The following is a 21804-nucleotide window of genomic DNA, read 5'->3' on the forward strand; positions in this document are numbered from 1 at the left end:
CGGTTTCTTGGCAATTCCAGTTTACGGCTTGGAGGATGATTGCATATGGCCCGTAAGAAGATCGCGCTTATCGGCGCTGGTAATATCGGTGGCACGCTCGCGCATCTGGCGGCTCTCAAGGGGCTTGGAGACATCGTCCTCTTCGACGTCGTCGAAGGCGTGCCGCAGGGCAAGGCGCTCGACCTGTCGCAATGCGCTTCGGTCGAAGGCTTCGACGCGAAGATCACCGGCTCCAACGATTATGCCGACATTGCGGGTGCGGACGTCATCATCGTCACCGCCGGCGTCGCCCGCAAGCCGGGCATGAGCCGCGACGACCTGCTGGGCATCAACCTCAAGGTCATGAAGGCCGTGGGCGAGGGCATCGCCGCCAACGCGCCCGACGCCTTCGTCATCTGCATCACCAACCCGCTCGACGCGATGGTGTGGGCGCTGCGCGAATTTTCCGGCCTGCCGCACAACAAGGTGGTCGGCATGGCGGGCGTACTCGACTCGTCGCGCTTCAACCATTTCCTCGCGGAAGAATTCAACGTGTCGGCCAAGGACGTCACCAGCTTCGTGCTCGGCGGCCATGGCGACACGATGGTCCCGGTGATCGAATATTCGACCGTCGCGGGCATCCCGGTTCCCGACCTGATCAAGCAGGGCCGCTCGACCAAGGAACGCATCGACGCCATCGTGCAGCGCACCCGTTCGGGCGGCGGCGAGATCGTCGCGCTGCTGAAGACCGGCTCGGCCTTCTATGCGCCGGCCACCAGCGCCATCGCCATGGCTGAAGCCTATCTGGGCGACAAGAAGCGCCTGCTGCCCTGCGCCGCCAACCTGACCGGCCAGTACGGCGTCGACAATCTCTATGTCGGCGTGCCCGTGATCATCGGCGCCGGCGGTGTCGAGCAGGTCGTCGAGATCGAACTGGACGACGAAGCCAAGGCGAACCTTCAGGTGTCGATCGACGCCGTCAAGGAACTGCTGGAAGCCTGCAAGGGCATCGATCCTTCGCTGGCCTGATCCGCAAACGAGCTTGCACCGGACCGTCCCAGGTAAGTGCGCAGCCTGGGGCGGTCCGCCTTTAGACCCAAAGTGCCACGTCCACAGAAAATGAAGGGACGCCCATGTCCATTCTGGTGAACAAGAACACCAAGGTCATCACCCAGGGTATGACCGGTGCCACCGGTACCTTCCACACCGAAACCGCCCTGGCCTATGGCACGCAGATGGTCGGCGGCGTCACGCCGGGCAAGGGCGGCACGACCCATATCGGCCTGCCCATGTTCGACACCGTGGCCGAAGCCAAGTCGAAGACCGGCGCCGACGCGTCGGTCATCTATGTTCCGCCGCCGTTCGCGGCCGACTCGATCCTGGAAGCGATCGACGCCGAAATCCCGCTGATCGTCTGCATCACCGAAGGCATTCCGGTGCTGGACATGGTGAAGGTGAAGCGCGCCCTTTCGGGTTCGAAGTCGCGCCTGATCGGCCCGAACTGCCCCGGCCTGCTGACGCCGGGCGAATGCAAGATCGGCATCATGCCGGGCAACATCTTCTCCAAGGGCAGCGTCGGCGTCGTCTCGCGCTCCGGCACGCTGACCTATGAAGCCGTGTTCCAGACCACCAATGCGGGCCTGGGCCAGACCACGGCCGTCGGCATCGGCGGCGATCCGGTGAACGGCACCAACTTCATCGACGTGCTGGAACTGTTCCTGGCCGACGACGCCACCGAATCGATCATCATGATCGGTGAAATCGGCGGCGACGCGGAAGAGCAGGCCGCCCAGTTCCTGATCGACGAAGCCAAGAAGGGCCGCAAGAAGCCGATGGCCGGCTTCATCGCGGGCCGCACCGCGCCTCCGGGACGCCGCATGGGCCATGCCGGCGCGATCGTGTCGGGCGGCAAGGGCGACGCGGAGAGCAAGATCGCGGCGATGGAAGCAGCCGGCATCAAGGTTGCGGCGAGCCCCTCCGAACTCGGCACGACCCTGCTGGAAGTGCTGAAGGGCTGATCCAGCCATGGAGATGGCCGGGCTGCACCCCGGCCATCTGTTACCCCGCACCCGCGACTGCACGCGGTTGGCATGGGACGAGAGAAATGGGTTACGAAAACCAGGACTTCGAGATTGAGCGCGGACCGAGCTGGGCGCGCACCAACTGGCCGCCGATCGACACCGACGACCTGACCGGGGCGCTTGACCCCACGCAGATGCAAGTGGCCGTGAAGGCCGCCGCCAAGGCCAGCGGCAAGGCGGTTTCGGATGCCGATGCCGTAAGTGCGGCCGACGATGCAATACGCGCGCAGATGTTGATCCGCACATATCGCGTACGTGGTCATCTGGCTGCCAATCTCGACCCGCTGGGGTTGACCCAACGCGATCTGCCGGCCGACCTGACGCCGGAATATCACGGCCTGAACGATCCGGACAAGAAGGTCTATCTGGGCGGCACGCTGGGCCTGCAATATGCGACCGTGCGTGAGATCGTGGCGATCCTGCGCGCCAATTATTGCGGCAATGTCGGCCTGGAATATATGCACATCGCGGACGTGGAGGAACGCCGTTTCCTGCAGGAGCGTCTGGAGGGCAAGGACAAGGAAATCCATTTCACGCCGGAAGGCAAGAAGGCGATCCTGGCCAAGGTGATCCACGCCGAGCAATATGAGAAGTTCCTGGGCCGCAAATATGTCGGCACCAAGCGCTTCGGCCTGGACGGCGGCGAATCGATGATCCCGGCGCTGGAAGCCATCATCAAATATGGCGGCGCGCAGGGCGTGCGCGAGATCGTCTATGGCATGGCGCATCGCGGCCGGCTGAACGTGCTCGCCAATGTGATGGCCAAGGGCTTCCGCGTCATCTTCCACGAATTTTCGGGCGGCACCGCCAATCCCGAGGATGTCGGCGGATCGGGCGACGTCAAATATCACCTCGGCACCTCGACCGACCGTGAGTTCGACGGCGTCAAGGTCCATATGTCGCTGGTCCCCAATCCGTCGCACCTCGAAACCGTCGATCCAGTGGTGCTGGGCAAGGTGCGCGCGCAGCAGACCTTCCGTGACGACCTCGCCAAGCATGAGCAGGTGCTGCCCGTGCTGATCCACGGCGACGCGGCCTTTGCGGGGCAGGGAATCGTCTGGGAATGTTTCGGCTTCTCCGGCGTGTCGGGCTATAATACCGGCGGCTGCATCCACTTCATCGTCAACAACCAGATCGGCTTCACGACCAGCCCGCAATTTTCGCGCGGTTCGCCTTATCCCAGCGATGTGGCGAAGGGCGTCCAGGCCCCGATCCTGCACGTCAATGGCGATGATCCGGAGGCCGTGACCTTCGCGTGCAAGCTGGCGATGGAATATCGCCAGACCTTCCACCGCGACATCGTGATCGACATGTGGTGCTATCGCCGCTTCGGCCACAATGAAGGCGACGAGCCGTCCTTCACCCAGCCGCAAATGTATGCGAAGATCCGTCAGCATCCGCCGGTCAGCGACGTCTATTCGGCGCGGCTGAAGGCGGAGGGCGTGGTCGACGATGATTTCGTCGCCCAGGTGACGGGCGACTTCGTCAACCATCTGGAGGAAGAGTTCGAGGCCGGCAAGAGCTACAAGCCCAACAAGGCCGACTGGTTCGCCGGTCGGTGGTCCGGCCTGCACAAGCCGGCCGATGCCGAAACGAGCCGCCAGAGCGTCGAGTCCGCCATCAGCCAGAAGCTGTTCGACAGCCTGGGCAAGACGCTGACGGCGATTCCGGAGGGCCTCAACGTCCACAAGACGCTGAAGCGCGTGATCGACGCCAAGGCCGAGATGTTCAAGTCCGGCGAGAATTTCGACTGGGCGACCGGCGAGGCGCTGGCCTTCGGATCGCTGCTGTCGGAAGGCTATGGCGTCCGCTTGTCGGGCCAGGACTCCGGGCGCGGCACCTTCAGCCAGCGGCACGCGGTCTGGACCGACCAGGATAGGGAGAACAAATATATCCCGCTCTCGACCGTGCCGCATGGCCGGTTCGAGGTGCTGGATTCGCCGCTCTCCGAATATGGCGTGCTGGGCTTCGAATATGGCTTCGCGCTGGCCGATCCCAAGAGCCTGGTGCTGTGGGAAGCGCAGTTCGGCGACTTCGCCAATGGCGCGCAGATCATCTTCGACCAGTATATCGCTTCGTCGGAGACCAAGTGGCTGCGGTCCAACGGTCTCGTCTGCCTGCTGCCGCATGGCTATGAAGGCCAAGGTCCCGAGCATAGCTCGGCCCGGCTGGAGCGCTATCTCCAGCTTTGCGCGGAAGGGAATATCCAGGTCGCGAACATCACGACCCCGGCCAATTACTTCCACGTCCTGCGTCGTCAGATGCTGCGGCCCTTCCGCAAGCCGCTGATCATCATGGCGCCCAAGTCGCTGCTGCGCCACAAGCTGGCGGTCAGCAAGGCGGAGGACTTCCTGGGCGAAACGCACTTCAAGCGCATCCTGTCGGACCCCAATGGGGCCGCTGACAAGGACACCCGCCGCCTGGTGCTCTGTTCCGGCAAGGTGTTCTACGACCTGATGGAAGCCCGCGACGCCGCGGGCGACACGGACGTGCAGATCGTGCGCATCGAGCAGATCTACCCGTTCGCGGCCGAAGCCCTCGCCAAGCGCATCGAGCGCATGACGAACCTGGAAGAAGTCGTCTGGTGTCAGGAAGAACCGCGCAACAACGGCGCATGGTTCTTCGTGGAGCCCTATGTCGAGGAAGCGCTGGCAGCCGCCGGCAAGGCGCCGATGCGCGCCCGCTATGCCGGCCGCAAGGCGTCGGCGTCGCCCGCCACGGGCCTCGCCAAGCGCCATGTCGCTGAGCAGGGCGCCCTCGTCGCCGATGCGCTGGGTCACAGCGTCCGTGAAGAAATCCGTCGCCAGAAGAAAGGCTGAACAAGCTCATGGCTACCGAAGTCAAAGTCCCCACCTTGGGTGAATCCGTTACCGAAGCAACCGTCGGCCAGTGGCTCAAGAAGCCCGGCGACGCCGTGAAGGCCGACGAGCCCATCGTCAGCCTTGAAACCGACAAGGTCGCGGTCGACGTGCCCGCGCCGGCCGCCGGCACGCTGGGCGACATCGTCGCCAAGGAAGGCGATACGGTCGAGGTCGGCGCGCTGCTGGCCTATGTCAACGAGGGCGCGGCCGCTGCGGCAGCGCCTGCCGCTGCTCCGGCCCCCGCCGCCAAGGCGGAAGCCGCCACGCCTGCCCCGGCCGCTTCGGTCCCCGCCGATGAGGATGAGGGCGGCAACCTGACCCTGTCGCCCGCCGTGCGCCGTCTGGTGCTGGAACATGGCCTTGATCCGAGCAAGATCAAGGGCACGGGCAAGGACGGTCGCCTGACCAAGGACGACGTCGTGGCCGCCGCCGCCGCCGGTACCGCCAAGGCCGCCGCTGCTGCGCCTGCCGCCGCGCCCGCCGCTGCTGCGCCTGCCGCTGGCCCCAGCCGCGCGCAGGAACGCGTCAAGATGACCCGCCTGCGCCAGACCGTCGCCAAGCGGCTCAAGGAAGCGCAGAACAATGCCGCGCTGCTGACCACCTATAACGACGTCGACATGACCAACGTCATCGAGGCGCGCGCCAAGTACAAGGACCTGTTCGAGAAGAAGCATGGCGTCCGCCTGGGCTTCATGGGCTTCTTCACCAAGGCCGTCTGCATGGCGCTGCGCGATATTCCGGGCGTCAATGCGCAGATCGAAGGCGACGAGATCGTCTATAACGACTTCGCCGACATCTCGGTCGCCGTGTCGGCGCCGAACGGTCTGGTCGTGCCGGTGATCCGCAATGCCGAGAGCCTGAGCGTGGCCGAGATCGAGAAGACGATCGGCAGCTTCGGCAAGAAGGCCAAGGAAGGCACGCTGACCATGGAGGACATGAAGGGCGGCACCTTCACCATCTCCAATGGCGGCGTGTTCGGTTCGCTGCTGTCGAGCCCGATCATCAACCCGCCGCAGTCGGCGGTGCTGGGCCTGCATCGCATCGAGGATCGCCCGGTCGTCCGCGACGGCCAGATCGTCATCCGCCCGATGATGTATCTGGCGCTCAGCTATGACCATCGCCTGATCGACGGTCGCGAGGCAGTGACCTTCCTCGTCGCGGTGAAGAACGCGATCGAGGACCCGACCCGCCTGCTGATCGACCTGTAAAGATGCGACCCGTGCTCCTGCGGAAGCAGGAGTCCAGGGTGGAGACGCGCTACGCGAGCCGGCTATGTCTATCTTCTGGCCAACAGGCGCAACGGCACCCTATATCTGGGTGTCACCAGCGATCTGGCGGCCAGGGCATATCAACATCGCAAAGGCTTGATTGACGGTTTCACCAAGGACCATGATTGTAAGCTTTTGGTCTGGTTTGAGGCATATGACGATCTGCAGGAAGCGCGACATTGCGAACTGCGGATGAAGAAATGGAAACGCGCCTGGAAGATCGAGCTGATCGAACGCGATAATCCACAATGGCGGGATTTGTTCGAAACGCTGTTCTGACGACGCCCTGGGCTCCTGCTTTCGCGGGAGCACGGCAATGGAGTGAGAAATGGCAGACTTCGATTATGATGTTCTGGTGATTGGCGCCGGTCCCGGTGGTTATGTCGCGGCGATCCGCGCGGCTCAGCTCGGCCTCAAGACCGCCTGCGCCGAAAGCCGCGAGACGCTGGGCGGCACCTGCCTCAATGTCGGTTGCATTCCGTCCAAGGCGCTGCTGCACGCTTCGGAACTGTATGAGGAAGCCGCCAATGGCGCCCTCGCCAAGCTGGGCGTGAAGATCGACAAGATGAGCCTGGACCTCGACACCATGCAGGGCCAGCGCAAGGAAGCGGTGAAGGGCCTGACCGGCGGCATCGAATATCTGTTCAAGAAGAACAAGGTCGACTGGTTGAGGGGTCTGGCGAGCTTCACCGGCGCCAACACCGTTGAAGTCGCGGGCAAGACGGTGACGGCGAAGAACATCGTCATCGCCACCGGCTCGTCGGTCACGCCGCTTCCGGGCGTTGCGGTAGACAATGCGGGGGGCAGGATCGTCGATTCGACCGGCGCGCTGGAACTGGACAAGGTTCCCGGCCATCTGGTCGTCGTCGGCGGCGGGGTCATCGGGCTGGAACTGGGTTCGGTATGGCGTCGCGTCGGTGCGAAGGTCACGGTGGTCGAGTTCCTCGACCAGATCCTGCCGGGCATGGACGGCGAAGTCCGCAAGGAAGCGAACAAGATCTTCAAGAAGCAGGGCTTCGAATATAAGCTCGGCACCAAGGTCACGAGCGCGGAAGTCGGCAAGAAGGGCGTGACCCTGACCGTCGAGCCGGCCGCCGGCGGCGAGGCGGAGAAGATCGAGGCCGATGTGGTGCTGGTGTCGATCGGCCGTCGTCCGAACACGGAGGGGCTGGGTCTCGACAAGATCGGTCTGGAACTCAATGCCCGTGGCCAGATCGAGACCGATCATGACTTCGCGACCAAGGTTCCCGGCGTCTGGGCCATTGGCGACGTCATCCCCGGCCCGATGCTCGCGCACAAGGCCGAGGATGAAGGCATTGCCGTGGCCGAGAATATCGCGGGCCTGACCGGGATCGTGAACCATGACGTGATCCCGTCGGTGGTCTATACCAAGCCGGAGATCGCTGGCGTGGGCCTGACGGAAGAGGCCGCCAAGGAAAAGGGCGCGATCAAGGTCGGCAAATTCCCGATGCTGGCGAACAGCCGCGCCAAGACCAACCATGAGCCCGATGGCTTCGTGAAGATCATTGCCGATGCAGAAACCGACAAGGTGCTGGGCGTCTGGATCATCGCGACGGTTGCGGGCACGATGATCGCGCAGGCGGCGCAGGCGATGGAATTCGGCGCTTCGAGCGAGGACATTGCCTATACCTGCCACGCGCATCCGACGCATAGCGAGGCGATCAAGGAAGCGGCCATGGCCGTGACGGGCAAGCCGATCCACATCTGATCGCGTCCCGCCCTTGGGAAAGAATGAGAAGGCCGTCCTTCGGGGCGGCCTTTTTCATGGCCTATTGATGATTGGAGCATTGCGTGGAGCTTGCCCCGATTGCGTTGAGGCACGCCCATTCTCGCGAAGGCAGGAATGCCGTTCCCAGGTCGTGCAGGGAGCGGAGCAAATTCTATCCGCTCTGGGCCCGGGACCTTGGACCGTCGGCGCGCTTGTCAGGTACGGCAAGCGCCCGCCGCACGCAGACCCGGTTGCGGCCATGCGTCTTCGCTTCATAGAGCGCCGCATCCGCCCGCGCGATGGCATCGTGGATCGCGGCATCGCCGGATTGGACGGCCGACAATCCGAAACTGGCGGTAAGGGGGCGCGAAAGGCCAAGCTGGCGAGCGACCTCCTGCGCGATGCTCTCCCGAATGTCATTGGCGACCGTGGCTGCCCGGGCCGCGTCGGCATCGGGGAGGAACAATATGAATTCCTCCCCGCCGAAGCGCGCCGTGATGGCCTCGGCAGGCGCGAATTGCACCAATATCCGCGCCAGTGTGACGATCACGCGATCGCCCAGCGCATGGCCATGGGCATCGTTGATCGACTTGAAATGGTCGATGTCGCAGACGATCAGGCTGCCCTGCGTCGGCAGTTTCCGCGCCCTCTGGCCGATGGCATCGTCGAATCCCCGGCGGTTGAGCAGGCCGGAGAGGGGGTCATGCAGCGCGTCGCGCTGATAGCGGGCGAGAAGGTCGAGCATGTTCGCCGCAAGCGCGGCCAGAGCCAGGAACAGGCCAAGGACGCAGGCAAGCGCCTGCATCAGGAAGGCATAGTCGCTGCTCAGGAAACTGCCGCCCGACAGGGTAAGGGGCACGGTGCTGCCGCGTATCAGATTGTCCAGCGCGACCAGCGTCGCCGCGCCGAACAATGTGCGGTCCGACCAGTTGTCGAGGCGATCCCTGCCGGCGATCAGCGGCAGGCCGATCAGCAGGAAGCAGCCGAAATCGGACGCGGCCAGTTCGATGGGCAGATTGTCCAGCATGAGGGAAACGGCGCACAGCATCACGGACAGCGCCCAGATCGCGATCCGCACTCGCAGCAGCCAGTTGGGCCGCCACCGTTCCAGCAAAGCCTGGCTGAACAGCAGGAAGCCGCTGGCGAACAGCAGGTCCGCCAGGAAGCCCCAGAAGGGCGTCGGCACAAGGGCGAAGCCCGCCGGCACGGCAAAGCCGCCCGCGACGCAGAAGAAGGCGGCGCTCCAATATCCCGCGGCGCGCACCCGCAGGGTCCAGACAAAGGCGAAAACCACGCCGAAGCTCGCCATCATGACGGGCAGGAAGAAGGCGAAATTCTCTCCCACGCTGCGTGCCTGTTCCTTCTATCGGTCGAAAGTCATGCGCGAGCCGGCGCGTCGTCCGTGTCGGGAGACCGGTAAAAGCCGATCCTTAACAAATACTTCCGGATCGGATGAGATGTTCATCCAATTTGGATGAACATGCGATGAGCGGGTCAGAAGCGGGGACGACGCTTGTCGCGGAAGGCCTGCACGCCCTCCTGAAAGTCGGGCAGGGTGAAGGCGTCCCGGAACATGGCCAGCGTTTCCGCGTCGTCATCCGCCTGTCCATCCAGGATGCGGCGGACGATCGCCTTGGAAGAACGGATCGAATGCTGGGCATTGGCGGCCATGCGCCGAGCCAGTTCCACTGCTGTCTCCAGCGGGGCGGGGGCGATCTGGTCGATCAGGCCGATGGCGAGCGCATCCTCCGCATCATGGAGGGCGGCGGTGAACAGGATGCGCTTGGCCCGCGCCGGCCCCACCAGATCCACCAGCAGCCTGGTGTCGAACAGCGAATAGACGATCCCGAGCTTGGCCGGCGTGATGCCCAGCCTGGCGGAGGGGGAGGCGATCCGCAGATCGCAGGCGATGGCCATGCCGCATCCGCCGCCGATCGCGTCCCCGTCTATGGCCGCGATCACCGGTTTTTCGGCATGGGCCAGGGCATATTGGGTGGCGCGGATCGCCGCCTGATTGGCGACGCGCCAATCCTCCTCGCCCGAATGACGCGCGAATGCGTGGATGTCCGCACCCGCGCAGAACAGGCCCGGTGCAGCCGATGTCAGGATCAGCACGCGGATCGCCTCGTCCGCCATCGCTTCCTGCACCAGTTGGGGCAATCGCTCCCACATCTCCTGGTTCATGGCGTTGTGCTGCCGGGGCCGGTCGATCAGCAGCGTGGCGACCGCGCCGTCGCGTTCCAGGCGAAGGGTCATGCCGGCCAGCCTTCGAGCAGCGGCACCAGCTCGTCAAAATGGTGGATGACGGCGTCGGCCTCCAGCGCCTCGACCGGCCCGTCGAGAAAGCCGAAGCTGACGGCGATGCTGGGGATGCCCGCATTGCGCGCCCCGGCGATGTCGTTGATCGTGTCGCCCAGGAAGATCGTCCGCCCGCCGCCCGCGCGCTCGATCATGGCGTGGATCGGCGCCGGGTCGGGCTTTGCGATGCCGACCGTGTCGCCGCCGACGACGCTGGCGAAACGGTCCGACAGGCCGATCTGGTGCAGCAGGGGAATGGTGAAGCGCTCCGCCTTGTTGGTGCAGATGGCGAGCTTCACGCCCGCCTCCTCCAGCGCATCCATCGCCGCGATCAGGCCGGGATAGGGCAGCGAATGGATCGCCAGATTCTGCTCATAATAATCCAGCAGGATCGGCAGCATCCTTTCCAGCATGGCGTCGTCATAGCCGCCCGAGGCGTCGAGCGCGCGCTGAAGCATCACCTTCGCCCCCTTGCCGACAAAGGGATGGATCGCCTCGACCGGAAAGGGCGGCCGCCCGTCGGTGGCGATGGCGTAGTTGACCGCCGCCGCCAGGTCGCCGCTGGTATCGAGCAGGGTGCCGTCAAGGTCGAAGCCGACAATGTCGAAGGGAATGGAAACCATGCCCGGCTCATGCCGCCTGGGTGGTGGCAAAGGCAAGTCAAACATGGCAGAGAGCGCTCAGATTCTTGGCCCTTTCGTGAAGGATGCCCCCGTGACCTCCAGCCGCTCCCCCGCTCGCCCCTTGGCCGTGATCATCCTTGCCGCCGGACAGGGCACGCGCATGAAGTCGGCCAGACACAAGGTTCTGCACCCGATTGCGGGGCGGCCGATGCTTCTCCATCTGCTCGCCAGCGTGGCGGAGTTGCAGCCCGAGCGGCAGGTCGTGGTGGTCGGTGCTGGGCGCGAACAGGTGGAAAGGGCTGTGGAGGGCAGCGGCGCCGTCATCGCCGTGCAGGAACAGCAGCTGGGCACCGGCCATGCCGTGGCGCAGGCGCATGACGCGCTGGCCGGTTTCGCGGGCGACATATTGATCCTCTATGGCGACGTGCCGCTGGTGCGCGCCGAAACGCTGCGGAGCATGCTGGATCGCCTGAACTGGGGCGACGAGCCGCGCGCCGTGGTGCTGGGCTTCCGGCCGGAAGATGCCGCCGCTTATGGCCGGATCATCGCCCGCGATCAGGGCGTGATCGAGAAGATGGTCGAATATAAGGACGCCAATGCGGAGGAGCGGGCGGTGACGCTCTGCAATTCCGGGCTGATGGCAGTGCGGTCGACCGATCTTTTCGTGCTGCTCGACAAGATCGGCAACGACAATGCGGCGGGCGAATATTATCTGCCCGACATCGTCATGCTGCCCGGCGCCCAGAGCGCGGTGATCGAGGCGGAGGCCTGGGAAGTGGCGGGCGTCAACAGCCGCGCCGAACTGGCGGGGGTGGAGGCCGTCTGGCAGGACCGCCGCCGGGCCGAGGCGATGCGGGAGGGCGCGACGCTGATCGCGCCGGAAACGGTGTTCTTCGCGCATGACACGCTGCTGGGCCGCGATGTGGTGATCGAGCCGCATGTCGTCTTCGGCCCCGGCGTCAGCGTGGCGGACGATGCGACGATCCACGCCTTTTCCCATCTGGAGGGCGCAGCCGTCGGCAAGGGCGCGGAAATCGGCCCCTATGCCCGGCTGCGTCCCGGCGCGAAAATCGGCGTCAAGGCCAAGGTCGGCAATTTCGTCGAGGTGAAGAAGGCCGAACTGGGCGAGGGCGCCAAGGCCAATCACCTGTCCTATATCGGGGACGCCAGCGTGGGCGCGGGCGCGAATATCGGCGCGGGCACCATCACCTGCAATTATGACGGCTTCTTCAAATATCGGACGGAAATCGGCGTGGGCGCCTTCATCGGCTCCAACAGCGCGCTGGTCGCGCCGGTGAAGATAGGCGACGGCGCGATCGTGGCGGCCGGCAGCGTCGTGACCCAGCCGGTGGAGGCCGACGCGCTATGCCTCGTCCGGCCGAAGCAGGAGGCGAAGCCCGGCTGGGCGGCCCGCTTCCGGGCGCGGATGCAGGCGCGCAAAGCCGCCAAGTGACGGGTCTTCTGCGAAGGCGGCGCTGGCTTGCGGCGCTGCTGCTCATCCTTCTGGCCGTGCCGGGCGGGGCGGTCTGGCTCTATGCCAATGCGCGGGCCATGCCGGTTGTGCGGCGGCTGGACGTTGCGCTGCCCTTTCCGGCGGATGCGCCGCGCCGCCCGGTGACGGTGGCGCTGCTGACCGACAGCCATTTGTCCGGTCCCGATAACAGTCCGGAGCGGATGGCGCGGATCGTCGCTCTGGTGAACCGCCTCAGGCCCGAGCTGATCGTGCTGGGCGGCGACTATATCGGGGACGACAAGGGCGGTGCGACCTATGATCCGGCGCAGAGCATCGCTCCCTTCGCCGCCTTGCGCGCCCCGCTGGGGGTGGTGGCGGTGCTGGGCAATCACGATGCGCGCAAGCATACGGGGATCAGCCGCCGGCAATGGGGCGATCTGTTCGGCCGGATCGGCATCCGCCTGCTCGACAATCAGGCGGTGCGGCGGGGACCGCTGGCCATTGGCGGACTGCGCGACATCTATACCGGGCGGCCCGATATTCCCGGGACGCTGGCGGCCATGCAGGCGCTGGGCGCCGCGCCGCTGATGCTGTCGCACGGGCCGGACGCCTTTCCGCTGCTGCCCGACCGGGCGATGCTGACGCTGGTCGGGCATACCCATTGCGGGCAGGTAGCCTTGCCCTTTGCGGGCATCGTCTATGTGCCCTCGCGCTATGGCACCCGCTATGCCTGCGGGGTGTATCGGGAAGGGCGGCGGACCATGGTGGTGTCCGCGGGGCTCGGCACCAGCGGCCTGCCGATCCGGATGCTGGCGCCCCCCGATGTCTGGCTGATTACAATTCATCCACGATGATGCGGTACCCCTGTCGCCCGCCGCATGATCGTGGCATAGGCGGCGTAAGCATAGAGTTTTCACGGCTTTGGGACTGACTATCCATGTGCGGTATCATCGGAATCATCGGCAAGGACGACGTGGCGGGACGGCTGGTGGAGGGCCTCAGGCGCCTGGAATATCGCGGCTATGACAGCGCGGGCGTCGCCACCGTCCATGACGGGCGGATCGACCGCCGCCGGGCCGAGGGGAAGCTCGCCAATCTGGTGAAGGAACTGGACGCCGCGCCCCTGCCGGGCACCACCGGCATCGCCCACACCCGCTGGGCCACCCATGGCGCGCCGACGACCAGCAACGCCCATCCCCACGCCACGAAGGAAGTGGCGCTCGTCCACAACGGCATCATCGAGAATTTCAAGCCGCTGCGCGAGGAACTGATGGCGCGGGGCCGGACTTTCGACAGCCAGACCGACACGGAAGTCGTCGCCCATCTGGTGAGCGAGCTGGTGGAGCAGGGCGCGTCGCCCCGCGATGCCGTGGCGCAGGTTTTGCCGCGCCTGCATGGCGCCTTTGCGCTGGCGATCCTGTTCCGCAGCCATCCCGAGATTCTCATCGGCGCGCGCCTGGGTTCGCCGCTGGTGGTGGGCTATGGCGAGGGTGAGACCTATCTCGGTTCCGACGCGCTGGCGCTGGCCCCGCTGACCCAGCGCATCGCCTATCTGGAGGAAGGCGACTGGGTCGTCATCACCCGCGACGGCGCGGAGATTTTCGACAAGGACAACAACCCCGTCGAACGCCCCGTCACCATCAGCGGCGTGACCGGCGAACTGATCTCCAAGGGCAATCACCGCCACTATATGCTCAAGGAAATTTATGAGCAGCCGGTGGTCGTGGCCCAGACCCTGCGTTCCTATCTGCGCCGGATGGAGGATCAGGTGTCGCTGCCGATCCCCGATTTCGACCTGGGAACCATCCGCCGCGTCACCATCGTCGCCTGCGGCACCAGCTATTATGCGGGCATGGTCGCCAAATATTGGTTCGAGCAATTCGCCCGCGTGCCTGTCGACATCGATGTGGCGAGCGAGTTCCGCTACCGCGCCCCGGTGATGGAGGAGGGCGGCCTGATGATCGTCATCAGCCAGTCGGGCGAGACCGCCGATACGCTCGCCGCGCTCCGCCATGCGCGGGCCGAAGGGCAGAAGATCGCCGCCGTCGTCAACGTGCCAACCAGCACCATGGCGCGGGAGGCGGACCTGCTGCTGCCCACCAATGCCGGGCCGGAGATCGGCGTGGCGTCGACCAAGGCCTTCACCTGCCAGTTGGCGGTGCTGGCGGCGTTCGCGGCCAATCTCGCCCGCGCCAAGGGGCGGCTGGACGCGAAGGCGGAGAAGGAACTGGTCCGCCACCTGTCCGAAGCGCCCGCCGCGCTCAACGGGGCGCTGGCCTATGATGAATCGATAGAGGCGATGGCGCATCTGATCGCGGGAGCCCGCGACGTGCTCTATCTGGGGCGCGGGCCGGACTATCCGCTGGCGCTGGAAGGGGCGCTGAAGCTCAAGGAAATCAGCTATATCCATGCCGAGGGCTACGCCGCGGGCGAGATGAAGCATGGTCCCATCGCCTTGATCGACGACAAGGTGCCGGTGATCGTGCTGGCGCCCAGCGGGCCGCTGTTCGAGAAGACCGTCAGCAACATGCAGGAAGTGCAGGCGCGCGGCGGCAAGGTTGTGCTGATCTCCGACTATGACGGGGTGCAGGCGGCGGGCGAGGGCTGCATGGCGACCATCACCATGCCCAAGGTGCATCCGCTGATCGCGCCGATGGTCTATGCCGTGCCGGTGCAGTTGCTGGCCTATCATGTCGCCGTGGCCAAGGGCACGGACGTCGACCAGCCAAGGAACCTCGCCAAGTCCGTCACTGTCGAGTGATAGATGGCTGGCGAGTGATTCACTGGCGAGTGAAGCGGTAGCGGTCCCGGATGCGGCGGTTGAAATAGCCGCCCTTGGACGTGGCGGCGCGCATGCCTTCCGCGACGTCCACCGGGACATCATGATAGCTGTAGCGCCGCCCGCTGACGAACTGCACGTCCAGCCGGCGCTGGGTGGCGTCATAGTCGAAACGGGCGATGGCGGTCGACGGCATGCGGATGACAATGATCCGCGACGGGGGAGGTTGCGTGTCGGAGGGCGCCAGCCGTTGCCGGCCGAACCGGGCCGCTCTATCCTCTGGGGAATGATCGAGACGGAAAGACTGCGCCTTCGCCCCTACACGCTCGCTGACTTCGCGCCTTATTGCGCCATGTGGTCGGACATGGACCTGATGCGGCATATCGGCGGCGTAGCTCCTTCGCCGGAAGACGCCTGGAACCGCATCCTGCGTTATGAGGGGCACTGGTCCCTTCTGGGCTACGGCATTTTCGCGGTGATCGAAAAGGCCAGCGGCCGCTATGTCGGAGAAACCGGGCTGGCGGATTTCCATCGGGGCCTCGGCGATGATTTCGACAAGGCGGGGGAAGCGGCCTGGATTTTCTCATCCGAGGTACATGGCCGCGGCTACGCGTTCGAGGCCGCCTGCGCCGCGCACGACTGGTATGCGCGGCGCAAGGGTGCCGGCCGAACCGTCTGCCTCATCGATCCCGCCAACGACCCATCGCTCAGGCTTGCGGCCAGGTTGGGCTATGCGCCGTTCAGGGAGGCGGTCTACAAGGGGCGGACGGCCGTCATGCTCGAAAAATCGTCCGCATAGAGGCGACCCGGCGGAGAAGCTCAGCCGCCACCCGGCGCATTGTGCCCGCCCGCCGGCACCGGCCCGCCGCTCGGCGCATGGCTGTGGTCGGGATTGCTGTCCCAGTCGATATGATAGAGGTCGAACCGCCTGTCGCGCAGGTTGCGGACCGTACCCTCCGCCCGCGCCCAGCTCAGGTCCGCCAGGTTCACGTCGGCCATGGTCAGCGTTTCGACATTCTCCGTCGATTCCGCCGCGATCCCGTCCCGCGCAAAGGGCAGGTCGCAGGGCGTCAGGATCGCGCTCTGCGCATATTGGATGTCCATATTGTCGACATTGGGCAGGTTGCCGACATTGCCCGACATGACGACATAGCATTGATTCTCGATGGCGCGGGCCTGCGCGCAATAGCGCACGCGCATATAGCCCAGCCGCGAGTCGGTGCAGAAGGGGACGAAGATGATCCGCGCGCCCTGGTCCACCAGTCGCCGCGCCAGTTCCGGAAATTCGCTGTCATAACAGATGAGCACGCCGATCGGCCCGCAGTCGGTCTGGAACACGTCCAGCGAGTCCCCGCCCTTGATGTTCCACCAGAAGGCTTCGTTGGGCGTCGGGTGGATCTTCTCCTGCGTGTGCAGCGAACCGTCGCGCAGGGCGACATAGGCGATATTCTGGATGTCGCCATCCTCTGCCCGCGTCGGATGGGAGCCGCCGATGATGTTGATATTATATTCCAGCGCCATCCGCTCCAGTTCGCGGGTCAGGCGCGGGGTGTAGCCGGTCAGCCTGTCGATGGCCTCGATCGGAGTGAGCTTCTTGGTTTCGTAGGAGAGCAGCGGCAGGGTGAACAGTTCGGGAAAAACGATGAAGTCGGAGCGATAATCTGCCGCCACGTCGACGAAATATTCGATATTGCGAATGAACTCTTCGAAGTCCTTCACCGCGCGGGCCTGCAACTGACAGGTGGCTAGGCGGACGCTTTCCACGCCGCGCGGCACCCGCATTTCGGGCGCTTCGTCGGGGTCGACATAGGGGTTGCGCCATACCAGATGGGCGGCGTGTCCGTCGGACTGCCTGTCTTCGGGCAGGTAGTTTTCCAGCACGCCGAGCGGCTCGAACTGGTTCTTGAGCTGGAAGCTGATCACCTGATCGCGCAGCTTGCCGTGCACGACCTTGTCCAGATAATCCGCCGGGCCATCGACGCGCCGCTTCGCACGCGCATAGCCCGGCATGCGCCCGGCGATGACGATGCCGTGCAGGTCCAGTTCCTCGGCCAGCTCCTTGCGCTCGTCATAGAGGCGCTGGCCGATGCGCAGGCCGCGCAGCTTGGGGTCGACGGCCATTTCATAGCCGTACAGCCACTCGCCCGCCGCGCTGTGCCGCGTGCCGAAGCCGTTTGCCGTGATCTCCTCCCAGTCATGATGGGAAAAGGCCATCGCCTTGCTGACCCGCATGGTCGCGCAATAGCCGACGACCTTATTGTCGTAGAGCGCGACGAAGCAGCCATTGGGGAAATTGTTGATCTGCCCGCGCAGGGTGGCGAGCGAATAATTGGGCATGCCGGGATAGACCCGGGCGATCAGTCGCTGGATGCCGCGTACATCGGAAGGAACGGCGGCCCGGACCTCCAGGCGTTTCTTGGCTGTCGTCGTCATCGCTGATCTCCTGCCATGGAAAAGGCGGCGCCGATACACGGCGCCGCCTCGTTCCGTTTCCGTATTGAACCGCGGAAGGGCGGATCAGTTCCGTCCGATTATTGCCACTTGCCCATGGCTTCTTCCAGGTTCACGCGGATCGCCTCGAAGAACTGCTCGGTGGTCATCCACGCCTGTTCCGGACCGATCAGCAGGGCGAGATCCTTGGTCATCGCGCCGCCCTCGACCGTTTCGATGCAGACCTTTTCCAGCGTTTCCGCGAACTTGGTGACTTCCGGCGTTTCGTCGAACTTGCCGCGATAGGAAAGGCCCTGGGTCCAGGCGAAGATCGAGGCGATCGGATTGGTCGAGGTCGCCTTGCCCTGTTGATGCTGGCGATAGTGGCGGGTGACGGTGCCGTGCGCGGCTTCGGCCTCGACGGTCTTGCCGTCGGGCGACAGCAGCACGGAGGTCATGAGACCCAGCGAGCCGAACCCCTGCGCCACGGTGTCCGACTGGACGTCGCCATCGTAATTCTTGCAGGCCCAGACGAACTTGCCGCTCCACTTGAGGGCGGAGGCGACCATGTCGTCGATCAGGCGATGTTCGTAGACGGCGCCCACCTTCTTGAACTCGTCGGCGAATTCATTGTCGAACACTTCCTGGAACAGGTCCTTGAAGCGGCCGTCATAGGCCTTGAGAATGGTGTTCTTGGTCGAGAGGTACAGCGGCCAGCCGCGGCCCAGCGCGTAGTTCATGCTGGCGCGGGCGAAATCGCGGATCGAGTCGTCCAGATTGTACATGCCCATGGCGACGCCGGAGCTGGGGAAGTTGAAGACGTCCTTCTCGATCTTCTCGCCATTGGCGCCGTCCCACACCATGCGCAGCTTGCCGGGGCCGGGGACGAGGAAGTCGGTGGCGCGATACTGGTCGCCGAAGGCGTGGCGGCCGATGACGATGGGGTCGGTCCAGCCGGGGACCAGGCGCGGCACGTTGCGGATGACGATGGGTTCACGGAACACCACGCCGCCCAGGATGTTGCGGATGGTGCCGTTGGGCGACTTCCACATTTCCTTCAGGCCGAATTCCTCCACGCGGGCTTCATCCGGGGTGATGGTGGCGCATTTCACGCCGACGCCATGTTCCTTGATCGCGTTGGCGGAATCGATGGTGATCTGGTCGTTGGTTTCGTCGCGCTTCTCGACGCCCAGATCGTAATATTTAAGATCGATGTCGAGATAGGGGAGAATCAGGCGCTCACGGATCCACTGCCATATGATCCGCGTCATTTCATCGCCATCGATCTCCACGACGGGGTTTTTCACCTTGATCTTAGCCATAGCGCCTGTTCGCCTTCTCGTTCGGGTGGAATTTGCGACCGCCCTAGGCAAAGCGACGGCAATGTTCAACCGTCCAATGCCCTTTGCAGGATTGGAACATTTCATGGCTCCTGCGACGGTATCGGACGTTGTCACTGCAAGTGTCTGTCCTTAAAGACGGTGCCCATGGAAAATGACGAACTGACGGTCGCACTGGGCGGCAATGTGAAATGGCGCTTCCCCTCCGTGCATCCGGAGGGCGTGAAATTCGGCCTGATCGCGGCGGCCATCACCGCGCTGCTGTTCCTGGTCGGCTGGGAAATCCTCGGCTGGCTGATGGTGATGGTGACCATCTGGGTGCTGGCGTTCTTCCGCGATCCGGTGCGCGCGGTGCCGCAGGATGAGCGGGCCATCGTCGCCCCCGCCGATGGGCTGGTGACGCTGATCCAGCGGGTGCCGCCCCCCCGCGAGATGGCAGGGGCGGATGGGCTGGGCGACCAGCCCATGATCCGCGTGTCGATCTTCATGAGCGTGTTCGACGTCCACATCAACCGCACGCCGATCGGCGGGACGGTGAAATCGGTCGTCTATATCTCGGGCAAGTTCCTGAACGCCGATCTCGACAAGGCGAGCGAGGATAATGAGCGCCAGCATATATTGGTGGAGCGGCATGACGGCGTGCGCATCGGCTTCACCCAGATCGCCGGATTGGTGGCGCGGCGGATCGTGCCCTTCGTGAAGCCGGGCGACATGGTCGCGGCCGGACAGCGCATCGGCCTCATCCGTTTCGGCAGCCGGGTCGACGTCTATCTGCCCGCCGGCACCGCGCCGCGCGTGGTGCTGGGGCAGCGCACCGTCGCGGGTGAGACGATCCTGGGCCAGATCGGTGACATGCGCGTGATTTCGGGGATTCAGCAATAATGCGGCAGCGGCGCGCCATCCCGCGCGGATTGCGCCGGGGGATCACCCTGCGGATGGTGGCGCCCAACGCCGTGACCGCAATGGCCCTGTGCTTCGGCCTGACCGGCGTGCGCTACGGCATATCGGGCGAGTGGGAGAGGGCGGTGCTCTCCATCCTCATCGCCGGGGTGCTGGATGGGCTGGACGGGCGCATCGCGCGGTTGTTGCGGGGGGAGAGCCGTTTCGGGGCCGAACTCGACTCCTTGTCGGACTCCATCGCCTTTGGCGTGGCGCCGGCGCTGGTGCTCTATCTCTGGTCGCTGAACGCCATGCCGAAATTCGGCTGGATCTTCGCGCTCGCCCATGCGCTGTCCTGCGCGCTGCGGCTGGCGCGGTTCAATGCGAATATCGACGCCGATGTTCAGCCGCACAAATCCGCCGGTTTCCTGACCGGCGTGCCGGCTCCGGCAGGTGCGGGGCTGGCCTTCGTGCCGCTCTATCTCTGGCTGGTGACGGGCGAGCCGCTTTTTCGGGAATGGTATGTCGTGGCGCCCTGGACCGCCTTCACGGCTTTCCTGATGATCTCCAACATCGCGACCTATAGCTGGTCGGCGCTGCGCCTGCGCAAACGCATCCGGCTGGAGGCGATCGCGCTGGCGGGTCTGCTGGCGGCGCTGCTGATCACCGATCCGTGGCTGACGCTGCTGGTGTTGTGCGCCTTCTACCTTGCGCTCATCCCCTTCGGCATGATGTCCTATGCCAAGGTGCGCCGCCAGCGGGCGGGCGAGGAAGCGTAATCCTCAGGCGGCCAGGACCGCCGCCGCAAAAGCCGGCGCGGCCTGCCGTGCAGAGGGTGACGCGCGTCGCCGGCTGATGCGCAGGCGATAGACCGGCGTTTCCTGCGGTATCGGTTCGAACGTCAGCGCCGCGACCATCTTGTCATGATAGGCCAGGAACATGCCGATAATGGTGCCTGCGGCCAGCAGGAAGGATCCGATGAAAACAAGTGCTGCGACCAGTGCGAACATATGCAGCTCACTTTCTGTCTTGCCATTTGCACGGCTTGGTTCACTATAGGCAGGCAAACGGCGTGAATCCGCCATTTGTTCCCGATGTTCTCCTTATGTTCTATCCGGAATGGAGAGTCAACCCCCTTGCATTGATATTCCGACGCCGTTAAAGGCGCGCCCATTCCACATGGGAATCGACATATCCGGTGCTGTGCGTGACGCCCAGTTCCTGATTCCCAGAGGTGTAACCGGAAGGAGAAATATTATGGCGGCTCCTGTCGTCACCATGCATCAATTGATCGAGGCCGGCGCGCATTTCGGCCACCAGACCCACCGCTGGAACCCGCGCATGAAGCCGTACATCTTCGGTGAGCGCAACGGCATCCACATTCTCGACCTGTCGCAGACCGTGCCGCTGTTCGGCCGCGCGCTGGACTTCGTGTCGGCGACCGTCGCCGCCGGTGGCAAGGTGCTGTTCGTCGGCACCAAGCGCCAGGCGCAGGACCCGATCGCCGAAGCCGCCCGCAAGTCGGGCCAGCATTTCGTCAACCATCGCTGGCTGGGCGGCATGCTCACCAACTGGAAGACCATTTCGGGTTCGATCAAGCGTCTGAAGACCCTGGAAGAGAAGCTGTCGGGCGACACCCACGGCTTCACCAAGAAGGAAGTCCTCCAGATGACCCGCGAGCGCGAGAAGCTGGAACTGTCGCTGGGCGGCATCCGCGACATGAACGGCATCCCCGATGTCATGTTCGTGATCGACGCCAACAAGGAAGAACTGGCGATCAAGGAAGCCAACACGCTGGGCATCCCGGTCGTTGCGATCCTCGATTCCAACGTCTCGCCCGACGGCATCGCGTTCCCGGTTCCGGCGAACGATGACGCCAGCCGCGCGATCCGCCTTTACTGCGACGCCGTCGCCGCCGCCGCCACCAAGGGCAACCGCGGTGCGCAGCAGGCTTCGGGCGTCGACCTGGGCGCTCTGGACGAGCCCGAGGCCGAAGAGGTCGTCGCTCAGGCCTGAGACGCGGTCTTCGAACTGCAAAATTGACAGGCTAGGGCGCGCTCCACTGGAACGCGCCCTGCCGTTTT

Annotated in this window: 20 protein-coding genes; 13 read left to right on the top strand and 7 right to left on the bottom strand. The window is 64.7% G+C overall.

All coding sequences use genetic code 11. The annotated features are described in order from the left end of the window. Positions 1–45 precede the first annotated feature (45 nt). The 6 genes from mdh (at position 46) to lpdA (ending at position 7918) form a co-directional block, all read left to right on the top strand. Positions 46–1008, top strand: coding sequence for a malate dehydrogenase (gene mdh / locus TZ53_RS14850; protein WP_044661781.1), 963 nt, complete (start codon positions 46–48; stop codon positions 1006–1008). 104 nt (positions 1009–1112) lie between these two features. Beyond that, positions 1113–1997: a succinate--CoA ligase subunit alpha gene (gene sucD / locus TZ53_RS14855; protein ID WP_025547828.1), complete on the top strand. Its 885-nt coding sequence runs from the start codon at positions 1113–1115 to the stop codon at positions 1995–1997. 86 nt (positions 1998–2083) lie between these two features. After that, positions 2084–4879: a 2-oxoglutarate dehydrogenase E1 component gene (locus tag TZ53_RS14860; protein ID WP_044661782.1), complete on the top strand. Its 2796-nt coding sequence runs from the start codon at positions 2084–2086 to the stop codon at positions 4877–4879. Positions 4880–4887: 8 nt separating this feature from the next. Then, positions 4888–6129, top strand: a complete 1242-nt coding sequence (gene odhB, locus TZ53_RS14865; protein ID WP_044661783.1) for a 2-oxoglutarate dehydrogenase complex dihydrolipoyllysine-residue succinyltransferase — start codon at positions 4888–4890, stop codon at positions 6127–6129. A gap of 75 nt (positions 6130–6204) precedes the next feature. Then, the gene (locus TZ53_RS14870; RefSeq protein ID WP_044661784.1) at positions 6205–6468 is read left to right on the top strand and encodes a GIY-YIG nuclease family protein; all 264 of its coding nucleotides are present in this window, start codon (positions 6205–6207) and stop codon (positions 6466–6468) included. Between the two features lie 49 nt (positions 6469–6517). After that, a complete protein-coding gene (gene lpdA / locus TZ53_RS14875) occupies positions 6518–7918 on the top strand; it encodes a dihydrolipoyl dehydrogenase (RefSeq protein WP_044661785.1) in 1401 nt (466 codons plus the stop codon). 172 nt (positions 7919–8090) lie between these two features. On the opposite strand, the gene TZ53_RS14880 is transcribed toward lpdA, so the two are convergent. The 3 genes from TZ53_RS14880 to TZ53_RS14890 form a co-directional block, all read right to left on the bottom strand. Next, the gene (locus TZ53_RS14880; RefSeq protein WP_044661786.1) at positions 8091–9263 is read right to left on the bottom strand and encodes a GGDEF domain-containing protein; all 1173 of its coding nucleotides are present in this window, start codon (positions 9261–9263) and stop codon (positions 8091–8093) included. Between the two features lie 149 nt (positions 9264–9412). Next, positions 9413–10174, bottom strand: coding sequence for an enoyl-CoA hydratase/isomerase family protein (locus TZ53_RS14885; RefSeq protein WP_044661787.1), 762 nt, complete (start codon positions 10172–10174; stop codon positions 9413–9415). Further along, the gene (locus TZ53_RS14890; RefSeq protein ID WP_170825624.1) at positions 10171–10839 is read right to left on the bottom strand and encodes an HAD family hydrolase; all 669 of its coding nucleotides are present in this window, start codon (positions 10837–10839) and stop codon (positions 10171–10173) included. The genes TZ53_RS14885 and TZ53_RS14890 overlap by 4 nt, the downstream gene beginning before the upstream one ends. Positions 10840–10999: 160 nt before the next feature. Between TZ53_RS14890 and glmU the strand changes: the two genes are divergently transcribed. The 3 genes from glmU to glmS all read left to right on the top strand — a co-directional run bounded on the left by glmU (position 11000) and on the right by glmS (position 15053). Then, positions 11000–12292: a bifunctional UDP-N-acetylglucosamine diphosphorylase/glucosamine-1-phosphate N-acetyltransferase GlmU gene (glmU, locus tag TZ53_RS14895; protein ID WP_229742502.1), complete on the top strand. Its 1293-nt coding sequence runs from the start codon at positions 11000–11002 to the stop codon at positions 12290–12292. Continuing rightward, the gene (locus TZ53_RS14900) at positions 12289–13146 is read left to right on the top strand and encodes a metallophosphoesterase (protein ID WP_044663072.1); all 858 of its coding nucleotides are present in this window, start codon (positions 12289–12291) and stop codon (positions 13144–13146) included. The genes glmU and TZ53_RS14900 overlap by 4 nt, the downstream gene beginning before the upstream one ends. Before the next feature lie 83 nt (positions 13147–13229). Continuing rightward, positions 13230–15053: a glutamine--fructose-6-phosphate transaminase (isomerizing) gene (gene glmS / locus TZ53_RS14905; protein WP_044661790.1), complete on the top strand. Its 1824-nt coding sequence runs from the start codon at positions 13230–13232 to the stop codon at positions 15051–15053. Between the two features lie 19 nt (positions 15054–15072). On the opposite strand, the gene TZ53_RS14910 is transcribed toward glmS, so the two are convergent. Further along, on the bottom strand, positions 15073–15267 hold the full coding sequence (locus TZ53_RS14910; protein WP_044661791.1) for a KTSC domain-containing protein: 195 nt from the start codon (positions 15265–15267) through the stop codon (positions 15073–15075). Positions 15268–15357: 90 nt separating this feature from the next. Between TZ53_RS14910 and TZ53_RS14915 the strand changes: the two genes are divergently transcribed. Next, positions 15358–15870, top strand: coding sequence for a GNAT family N-acetyltransferase (locus TZ53_RS14915; protein WP_044661792.1), 513 nt, complete (start codon positions 15358–15360; stop codon positions 15868–15870). Positions 15871–15890: 20 nt separating this feature from the next. Here TZ53_RS14915 and TZ53_RS14920 read toward each other — a convergent pair whose 3' ends face one another. Further along, the gene (locus tag TZ53_RS14920) at positions 15891–17504 is read right to left on the bottom strand and encodes a bifunctional GNAT family N-acetyltransferase/carbon-nitrogen hydrolase family protein (protein WP_044661793.1); all 1614 of its coding nucleotides are present in this window, start codon (positions 17502–17504) and stop codon (positions 15891–15893) included. Positions 17505–17602: 98 nt separating this feature from the next. Next, on the bottom strand, positions 17603–18823 hold the full coding sequence (locus tag TZ53_RS14925; protein ID WP_025547848.1) for an NADP-dependent isocitrate dehydrogenase: 1221 nt from the start codon (positions 18821–18823) through the stop codon (positions 17603–17605). 165 nt (positions 18824–18988) lie between these two features. Between TZ53_RS14925 and TZ53_RS14930 the strand changes: the two genes are divergently transcribed. Both TZ53_RS14930 and TZ53_RS14935 read left to right on the top strand, forming a co-directional pair. Further along, positions 18989–19723: a phosphatidylserine decarboxylase gene (locus TZ53_RS14930; RefSeq protein WP_025547850.1), complete on the top strand. Its 735-nt coding sequence runs from the start codon at positions 18989–18991 to the stop codon at positions 19721–19723. Then, positions 19723–20499 (top strand): CDP-alcohol phosphatidyltransferase family protein, encoded by a 777-nt coding sequence (locus TZ53_RS14935; RefSeq protein ID WP_025547851.1) that lies wholly within the window; start codon positions 19723–19725, stop codon positions 20497–20499. The genes TZ53_RS14930 and TZ53_RS14935 overlap by 1 nt, the downstream gene beginning before the upstream one ends. Before the next feature lie 3 nt (positions 20500–20502). On the opposite strand, the gene TZ53_RS14940 is transcribed toward TZ53_RS14935, so the two are convergent. Continuing rightward, on the bottom strand, positions 20503–20730 hold the full coding sequence (locus TZ53_RS14940; protein ID WP_044661794.1) for a hypothetical protein: 228 nt from the start codon (positions 20728–20730) through the stop codon (positions 20503–20505). Between the two features lie 247 nt (positions 20731–20977). Here TZ53_RS14940 and rpsB point away from each other — a divergent pair, with 247 nt between their 5' ends. Continuing rightward, positions 20978–21736 (top strand): 30S ribosomal protein S2, encoded by a 759-nt coding sequence (gene rpsB, locus TZ53_RS14945; protein ID WP_025547855.1) that lies wholly within the window; start codon positions 20978–20980, stop codon positions 21734–21736. Positions 21737–21804: the final 68 nt, after the last annotated feature.

It is taken from the genome of Sphingobium sp. YBL2 (genome assembly GCF_000943805.1).
Taxonomy (GTDB): Bacteria; Pseudomonadota; Alphaproteobacteria; order Sphingomonadales; family Sphingomonadaceae; genus Sphingobium; species Sphingobium fuliginis.

Bases quoted from the DNA above. Each gene is read 5' to 3' on its own strand.
- mdh (WP_044661781.1), top strand. From the start codon at position 46: ATGGCCCGTAAGAAGATCGCGCTTATCGGCGCTGGTAATATCGGTGGC.
- sucD (WP_025547828.1), top strand. From the start codon at position 1,113: ATGTCCATTCTGGTGAACAAGAACACCAAGGTCATCACCCAGGGTATG.
- TZ53_RS14860 (WP_044661782.1), top strand. From the start codon at position 2,084: ATGGGTTACGAAAACCAGGACTTCGAGATTGAGCGCGGACCGAGCTGG.
- odhB (WP_044661783.1), top strand. From the start codon at position 4,888: ATGGCTACCGAAGTCAAAGTCCCCACCTTGGGTGAATCCGTTACCGAA.
- lpdA (WP_044661785.1), top strand. From the start codon at position 6,518: ATGGCAGACTTCGATTATGATGTTCTGGTGATTGGCGCCGGTCCCGGT.
- TZ53_RS14885 (WP_044661787.1), bottom strand. From the start codon at position 10,174: ATGACCCTTCGCCTGGAACGCGACGGCGCGGTCGCCACGCTGCTGATC.
- TZ53_RS14890 (WP_170825624.1), bottom strand. From the start codon at position 10,839: ATGGTTTCCATTCCCTTCGACATTGTCGGCTTCGACCTTGACGGCACC.
- glmU (WP_229742502.1), top strand. From the start codon at position 11,000: ATGAAGTCGGCCAGACACAAGGTTCTGCACCCGATTGCGGGGCGGCCG.
- glmS (WP_044661790.1), top strand. From the start codon at position 13,230: ATGTGCGGTATCATCGGAATCATCGGCAAGGACGACGTGGCGGGACGG.
- TZ53_RS14910 (WP_044661791.1), bottom strand. From the start codon at position 15,267: ATGCCGTCGACCGCCATCGCCCGTTTCGACTATGACGCCACCCAGCGC.
- TZ53_RS14915 (WP_044661792.1), top strand. From the start codon at position 15,358: ATGATCGAGACGGAAAGACTGCGCCTTCGCCCCTACACGCTCGCTGAC.
- TZ53_RS14920 (WP_044661793.1), bottom strand. From the start codon at position 17,504: ATGACGACGACAGCCAAGAAACGCCTGGAGGTCCGGGCCGCCGTTCCT.
- TZ53_RS14925 (WP_025547848.1), bottom strand. From the start codon at position 18,823: ATGGCTAAGATCAAGGTGAAAAACCCCGTCGTGGAGATCGATGGCGAT.
- TZ53_RS14930 (WP_025547850.1), top strand. From the start codon at position 18,989: ATGGAAAATGACGAACTGACGGTCGCACTGGGCGGCAATGTGAAATGG.
- TZ53_RS14935 (WP_025547851.1), top strand. From the start codon at position 19,723: ATGCGGCAGCGGCGCGCCATCCCGCGCGGATTGCGCCGGGGGATCACC.
- TZ53_RS14940 (WP_044661794.1), bottom strand. From the start codon at position 20,730: ATGTTCGCACTGGTCGCAGCACTTGTTTTCATCGGATCCTTCCTGCTG.
- rpsB (WP_025547855.1), top strand. From the start codon at position 20,978: ATGGCGGCTCCTGTCGTCACCATGCATCAATTGATCGAGGCCGGCGCG.